At 69.4% G+C, this 6412-nt stretch carries 5 protein-coding genes and 3 pseudogenes; 1 reads left to right on the top strand and 7 read right to left on the bottom strand.

The annotated features are described in order from the left end of the window. The 7 genes and pseudogenes from M4D54_RS13550 to M4D54_RS13520 all read right to left on the bottom strand — a co-directional run. A pseudogene (locus tag M4D54_RS13550) lies at positions 1-386 on the bottom strand (hypothetical protein); the annotation flags it as partial. A 444-nt stretch (positions 387-830) separates the two neighbouring features. Beyond that, positions 831-1571 (bottom strand): ATP-grasp domain-containing protein, encoded by a 741-nt coding sequence (locus M4D54_RS13545; protein WP_275579128.1) that lies wholly within the window; start codon positions 1569-1571, stop codon positions 831-833. A gap of 46 nt (positions 1572-1617) precedes the next feature. Then, positions 1618-1995 (bottom strand): annotated as a pseudogene (locus M4D54_RS13540) (transposase); the annotation flags it as partial. A gap of 263 nt (positions 1996-2258) precedes the next feature. Further along, positions 2259-2678, bottom strand: coding sequence for a hypothetical protein (locus M4D54_RS13535; RefSeq protein ID WP_193865156.1), 420 nt, complete (start codon positions 2676-2678; stop codon positions 2259-2261). Between the two features lie 91 nt (positions 2679-2769). After that, positions 2770-3291: pseudogene (locus tag M4D54_RS13530) on the bottom strand (transposase); the annotation flags it as partial. Positions 3292-3301: 10 nt separating this feature from the next. Further along, entirely contained in the window at positions 3302-3607 is a 306-nt protein-coding gene (locus tag M4D54_RS13525; RefSeq protein ID WP_259784659.1) for a hypothetical protein, read from the bottom strand. Between the two features lie 346 nt (positions 3608-3953). Then, entirely contained in the window at positions 3954-5387 is a 1434-nt protein-coding gene (locus M4D54_RS13520) for an aldehyde dehydrogenase family protein (protein ID WP_259803719.1), read from the bottom strand. Positions 5388-5524: 137 nt separating this feature from the next. Between M4D54_RS13520 and M4D54_RS13515 the strand changes: the two genes are divergently transcribed. Beyond that, a partial coding sequence (locus M4D54_RS13515; RefSeq protein WP_259892067.1) for a MauE/DoxX family redox-associated membrane protein occupies positions 5525-6412 on the top strand: 888 nt, incomplete at its 3' end.

Genomic DNA, 6412 nt, shown 5'->3' with positions numbered 1-6412 from the left:
CCCCCGTTGGTCGTGGCCGTGGTGCTCGGCACGCTTGGGTGCGACGTCGCCGATCCTCCGCCATTCGCTCCGGCCGAACCGCCGACCGCCACGGCACCGCTGAACTGCGGGTACCCGGACGAGGTCAGCGCCGAGCCCCCACCGCCACCGCCACCCCCTGCCACGACCAGCACCTCCGTGCCGATCACGATGGCCGAGGACCCACCCCCTGATCCACTCACGTTGTTGTTGGTCGCCTCCCCGGCGGACTCCGCACTGAAGATCACGTCGCCGCCCTTGCCATATCCTCCACCGCCGGTTGCGTTCGGGGGCACGCGAACGCCCGTGGTCGTCGGTCGCACCCCTCCTGCGCCGACCGTCCAGGACAGGACCTCGCCCGGCGTCACCGCCAGGTCACCGGTGATACGGGTCCCGGCGCCTCCAGTACTGCCGTTGGCGGCGCCTCCACCCCCGCCGCCGACCACGGTCACACAGATCCGCGTCACCCCGGCGGGGACCCTCCAGGTCCCGGTGGTCGGATCCGACCCGGAGCGGGGGCTCGTGGCCGTGAACGTCCGCGACGGGCATTGGAAGGGCGAGGCGGCGACAGCGGGGGCGGAGACTGCCACGGCTGCGGCCGGCACCGCCCATGCCGCCGTGCGGGCCAGTCTCCGTCGGGAAATGGGCTGGTGTGGTGTGGTCATCGATGCCTGGTGCCTTTCTGGCTGCGAGTTCCGAGGCTCACGGGCTCGGTGGTCTTGATCAAGTATAGGCGCCGTCGAGTCCGGCCAGGAGGCCCCGATCGCAGGCTCCGCCCCTATCCAGCCGCAAGAGGACCGCAGGTGACAGGGTCAAGCCTCCGTCGAGGTCACGCGCACGCTCTCGTGCTTGGCGGAGATGACGCCGGGGGCGTACTCCCGCCAGTCCTCGTCGATCTCGAGGCCGAGCGCACGGGCGAGGTAGTAGCGGGGGACGTCGGCCCCGGCGAGGTGCACGAAGGGGTAGCCGCCGCCGAAGCGGGGGTTGATGTCGATGACGGAGGGCTCGCCGCCCTCGGCGAGGAACATGTCCGTGTCGATGAGTCCGGTGAGCTGCGCGCGGGCGATCTTCTCGGCGTTGGCGACGAAGGGTGCGGGATCCACGGAGGCGGCCTTGTCGGTCTCGCCGGCGCGCATGCGCACCTTGCGGCGGGCGAGCACGGCCCGCAGCTCGCCGGGCTCGCGCAGATCACCCACGATGTCCACGCCGTGCTCGAGCCCGGGCAGACAGGGCTGGACCACGACATCCTGGCCGCTGGGGGCTGAGCCGTCGGCCGGGGCGGGGGCGGAGTCGATCGCTGCGTCGATCGCGGCGCGGACCCCGTCGGCCGGGACCAGCGCGAGCCCGGAGGAGCCGCTGCCGAGGCGGTGCTTGACCACGAGGCTCTCGGAGGCGGCGGGGATCTCGGCGATGCCGGCCTCGTCGTCGCCGGTGACGGTGCGCGGGGTGGGCATCCCGATGCCCTCGAGCAGCTGGGCCATGCGGAGCTTGTCGGCGCAGCCGAGCTGCCAGGCGCGGTCGACGCCGGGCACGAGGATGCCGCGCTCGCGCATCCGATCGGCGAGGTCGGTGGCGACATGGAGGTGCATGAGCTCGTAGTCGTTCGACAAGGTCGACGAAGAAGCCATTCCACGCAGCTCCGGTCTCGCTGGTCGCGACCCGCATGCCGAGCACTTCGCGGTGCCCGTCGCCATTGGCGCCGGTGGCTAGGAGGACGACAGCGTTGATCACGCGGCCACCTTCACGGGCCTTCATGGTCAGCACGTCGGCGGAGACGAAGGTGCAGGGCCCGGCCTCGTCCAGCGGCCGGTGGTGGAACTGCTCGACGTGCTCGTCCAGATCTGCTGCCATCCTGCTGACCTGCGACATCGAGAGACTGTTGATGCCCAGGGGTTAGACGAGCTCGTCCATGCGACGCGTGGAGACACCTGCGAGATAGCAGTCCGCGACGACCGTGATCAGGGCACGCGCTGCACGACCTGCAGTTCACCGCCCGCACCGCGCTCGGCGGTACGAGCGCGCCAGGTGCGGTGCTACTGGGGGCCGACGGCCAGCTCGCCGGCGGCCCCGTCAACGACGGCAGAGCGGTGATCGAGTTCGTGCAGGAGATCTGCGAGCAGCCGGCGGAGGCGGGCGCCGGAAACGCGCGGGAAACGCCACCCCACGCGTAACCCCCGAAATCGAGGGTCACGCCGGGGGAGTCAACGCGGCGTGTTCTTACCGACGGAGCCGCGAGCAACCTAGAGATTCAGCAGACCCGACGGGGAACCACCGTCCAGCAGGGCGACGTGCAGAGCGGCGACGTCGAATCTACCGCGCTCGATCGCGGTGTACTCCGCTGGCGGCACGAAGCTCGACTCGGCGGCTTCGTTCTGTGCATTCACCGTCAACGCGAGTACACCGCCGTCACCGAAAGCACTGAAGAGCACGTCGAGGAGCTGGTTCACCCCGTCGAGAGCCGTGTCGAGAACACCGTCACGACTGAATGCTAGGTCCACCGCACCCTCGACGACGCCGACGATTCCACCGACGAGAGTCGAGAGGACATCGTTTGCCGGCGTCACCGGCTGCCAGCCCAGCCGGAAGACCTCGATCGCCACGGCAGATCCGTCCACCACTTCGGCGAGCGTTCCCTGAATAGTCACCCCCAGGAGCGCCACGCGGATGGTGAATCGGCCCGGGTTCTCTGCCGCTACTTTGCGGGTTCGGGCTCTGGGGTGAGGGCCTCGTAGTGGAGCACTTCGGACTCTACTCGCGGGTTTTGTCCTCGACCAGGGCGTCTGCGACGGTGCGCTCAGCGATGCGGGCCGGGCGCTTCCAGGCCCGGTAGGTCCGTGCAGCGATCGCAAGGCCCTGCTGGCTCAGGACGCGAAGGATCGGCTCGACTGCGTAGCCCTCGGCTCTCATCTCGTTCGATGAACGCCAGGATCAGCGGTTGCGGGGTGGGGGCACCTCCCGCTTGCGCGGGACGAGCTCCCCCGCGAAGAAAATTGAAGCCCGGCGAAGAATCTCGTTGTCCTCGCGCAGCCGTCGGTTCTCGGCCTTCAGTCGTTTGACCTCGGCGGACTCCTCGCTCGTGATCCCGGGGCGGGTTCCGTCGTCGACCTCGGCCTGCGCGAGCCAGCGCCGTACTGACTCCCGCGAGACGCCTTCTTGCCGAGCGACCGCGGTGACTGCGGCGGTCAGAGTGGGGTACTCCTGCTGGTCTTCCCTGACGAGCCGCACGCACCTCACGCGCAGCTGGGAATCGATCTTCCACGGCTGCCTGTCCATCCTTCCCGACTCAAACAGCAGCGGCATCAAACCTGGGCCGATTCAAGTAGGTGGTGGTATATGCGGTGTAACCGTTGATGGGGCGCGCGGTGCTGTACGACGCCGGGATCGTCCACGTCTGGTCAGTTCCGACCTGCCCCCACTTGAGGCCCGCATATGCCGCAGCGGGGAGGTAGAGCGTGGAGCGTGCCGCGGTGGGATTCGGGGTGGCCGGGACATTCTCCATCCAGATGCCCGCCGTCGGGTAAGCAGCGCTGCCGTTGATGGTGATGGTCTGCGTACGACCCGAGGGGCCACTGCCCGTGATGGACGACACGGCGAGGATGCCTCCCAAGAGAGGCGTTGGCGAGGCAGCGACCGCGGGCGCTGCAACAGCCACAGCGGCCGCAGGAGCAACCCAGGCCGCGCCCCGCAGCAGGTGCCGACGGATGGGATGGGATCGGAGCCGGTCATTGGCGCCCTCCTGGTGTTGATGGCTCCTCACGGGCACGGCGTGCGGACTCGACCCACACCCGGCTCGGAAATGGGACGTACTAAACGGTAGCGAAGGTACGATTCAACCTAAACCGGCGCAACGGTCACGCGGCCCTGTTCAGTCGTTGTGTCACACCGCACGGCGCGCTACGTCCGGATTAGGTCGATTTGCGCGTTCCCGCAGTGAGTCAACGGAGCAACCGTCCGAGCAGCGCTCGCTTCGCCCCGCGATACGGCGGGATGACCAGCCGGAGCGTGTCGGGTCGCAGCGGTTTCTTCACGACGGGCTTGGCATGGGTGAACACCTGGAGGCTCGTGCGGCCGTGGTACTTCCCCGTGCCGGACTCCCCCACCCCGCCGAAGGGCATGGTCTGGGAGCCGAGGTGGGCGAGGGTGTGGCTGAGAGCGAGGGAACCGGAAGAGGTCTCGGCGATGAATCGCTCCTCGATGTCGGGCCGGGGGCTGAACGCGTAGGCGGTCAGCGGCTTCTCGTCTCCGTTGATGCGGGCGATCGCCTCGTCGGGACCGGAGACTTCGAGCAGCGGGAGCACGGGGCCGAAGATCTCCTCCCCCATCACCGGGTCGTCCCAGTCCACGCCGGTCATGATCGTGGGCGGGAGGTACCGGGCCTCGCGGTCGGCCCCGGTGGTCCCGCCGAGCACGGCCTTGTCGTCGTCGATCAGGGCGAGCACGCGGTCGAAGTGCTTCTGGTTCACCATCCGGCCGTAGTCGCGGGAGCGACGCGGGTCCCTGCCGTACAGCGCGATCGTCGCCTGGCGCAGGTGGGGGACGAGGCGATCGATCGTGGCCTGGGTGGCCATGAGGTAGTCGGGAGCGACGCAGGTCTGCCCGGCGTTGGTGAACTTCCCCCATACGATGCGGCGCGCGGTCGCGGCAAGATCCATGCCCTCGTCAACGAACACGGGGGACTTCCCGCCGAGCTCGAGCACGGTGGGGGTGAGGTGCTCGGCCGCGGCGCGGGCGACGATCCGCCCCACGGCGCCGTTGCCGGTGTAGAAGATCAGGTCGAAGCGCTGCTCGAGCAGGAGCGCGGTCTCCTCGACCGCGCCCTCGACCACTCTCACCCCGGCCGGGTCGAGGTGGGTGTGCACGAGGCGGGCGAGCGCGGCGGAGGTGGCCGGGGCGACCTCGCTGGGCTTGAGGATCGCGGTGTTCCCGCCGGCGATCGCGCCGATCAGCGGGGCAAGTGCAAGGTTCACGGGGTAGTTCCACGGGGAGATGATCAGCGTGGTCCCGAGCGGCTCGCGGCGGATCTGTCCGCTGGAGGGCGCGAGCAGCAGGCCGGGTCCGAAGCGCTCCGGTCGCAGCCACACACGGAGGTTCTTGCGCACATGCGCGATCTCCTGGGCGACAACACCGAGCTCGGTGATCAGCGATTCGGTGCGGGACTTGCCGAGGTCCATCTCGAGCGCCTTCAGCAGACGGGGACGCTCGGCGCGGAGTCCGGCGGCGAGGGCGTCGAGTTGCGCGATCCGCGCCTCGATCGGCCGGGTGGTGCCGGCGGCGAAGGAGTCCCGCAGCGCGGCGACGTCGGCGAGGATCTCGCCTCGGCGGACGGCGTCGAGGGCGGAGGTAGCGGCCTGGTGCGCGTCGGTGGGCATGGCTCCAGGGTAGGGCCTACGGACTCGGATGCGCCGTGGGCGAACCGCCGGCCCGACCCCGTTCAGGCGGGCGCCCATGCCGGACAATGGAGGGGACGCCGTCCCGAAGGCCGGGGCGATGAAAGGAGGCTCCCCGAATGGCTGTGCTGCTGGCGGCACCGATCCTGCTGTCGATCACCCTGCTGATCTCCGGGCTCGCAAAGCTCGGTGCGCGCGAAGAAACCAAGGATGCGATGCGCTCGCTGCGCCTCCCGCTGCCGACGATGCACGCCTCGGTCGCCTCGGTGCTTCCGGTGATGGAGATCGTGCTCGCGCTGGCGCTGTGGATCCCGTTCTCGCCGGTGCAGATGGTGATCGCGGGTGTCGTGACGTTGTTGATGTTCGCCTATCTTGTGATCATCGCGCGGGCGCTGACCTTTAAGGAGCAGGTGCAATGCTCCTGCTTCGGCACCCTCGCCTCCCCCACCGTCTCCCGCGCCACGCTGGTGCGGAACGTGATCCTCAGCGTGCTGGGCGTGCTGACGGTGGTCGCAGCCGCGACCGGCGCGATGACCACTCTGCTGGTACAGGACACGATGGGATTGATCGGGCTCGGGATGGCGCTGCTGATCGCGATCGTGCTTACCGCCGCCACGATCGGGGGACGCGTCGCCGCGCCCGATGCCGACGCCCCAGCCGCTTCCGCTTCTGCGGAGCCGGTTCTAGAAGAGGACGAGCTGCTGGACTACGAGCGTTCCCCGATCCCGGCTGCGGTGCTGCAGCAGCCCGACGGCCGCCTAGTCACCCTCACCCAGCTCACCGCGCAGCGCGCGGCTCTGCTGGTGTTCGTCACCGAGGGCTGCGGGCCGTGCGAGCGAGTGCTGGACCACGCTGAGGAGTGGATCGGCGAGCTGGAACAGACGCTACAGGTGCGGTTCGTGTTCTCCCGCCCGCTGGACCAGCTGCGGGAGCGGACGACAGACCGCGTCGCCGACCACGCGCTGCACGACCTGCAGTTCACCGCTCGCACCGCGCTCGGCGGCGCG

It is taken from the genome of Brachybacterium sp. p3-SID1565 (assembly GCF_025143785.1).
In the GTDB taxonomy this organism is placed as follows: Bacteria; Actinomycetota; Actinomycetes; order Actinomycetales; family Dermabacteraceae; genus Brachybacterium; species Brachybacterium epidermidis.
Note: the sequence above shows the minus strand (reverse complement) of the source record. Positions and strands in the feature narration are given on the sequence as shown.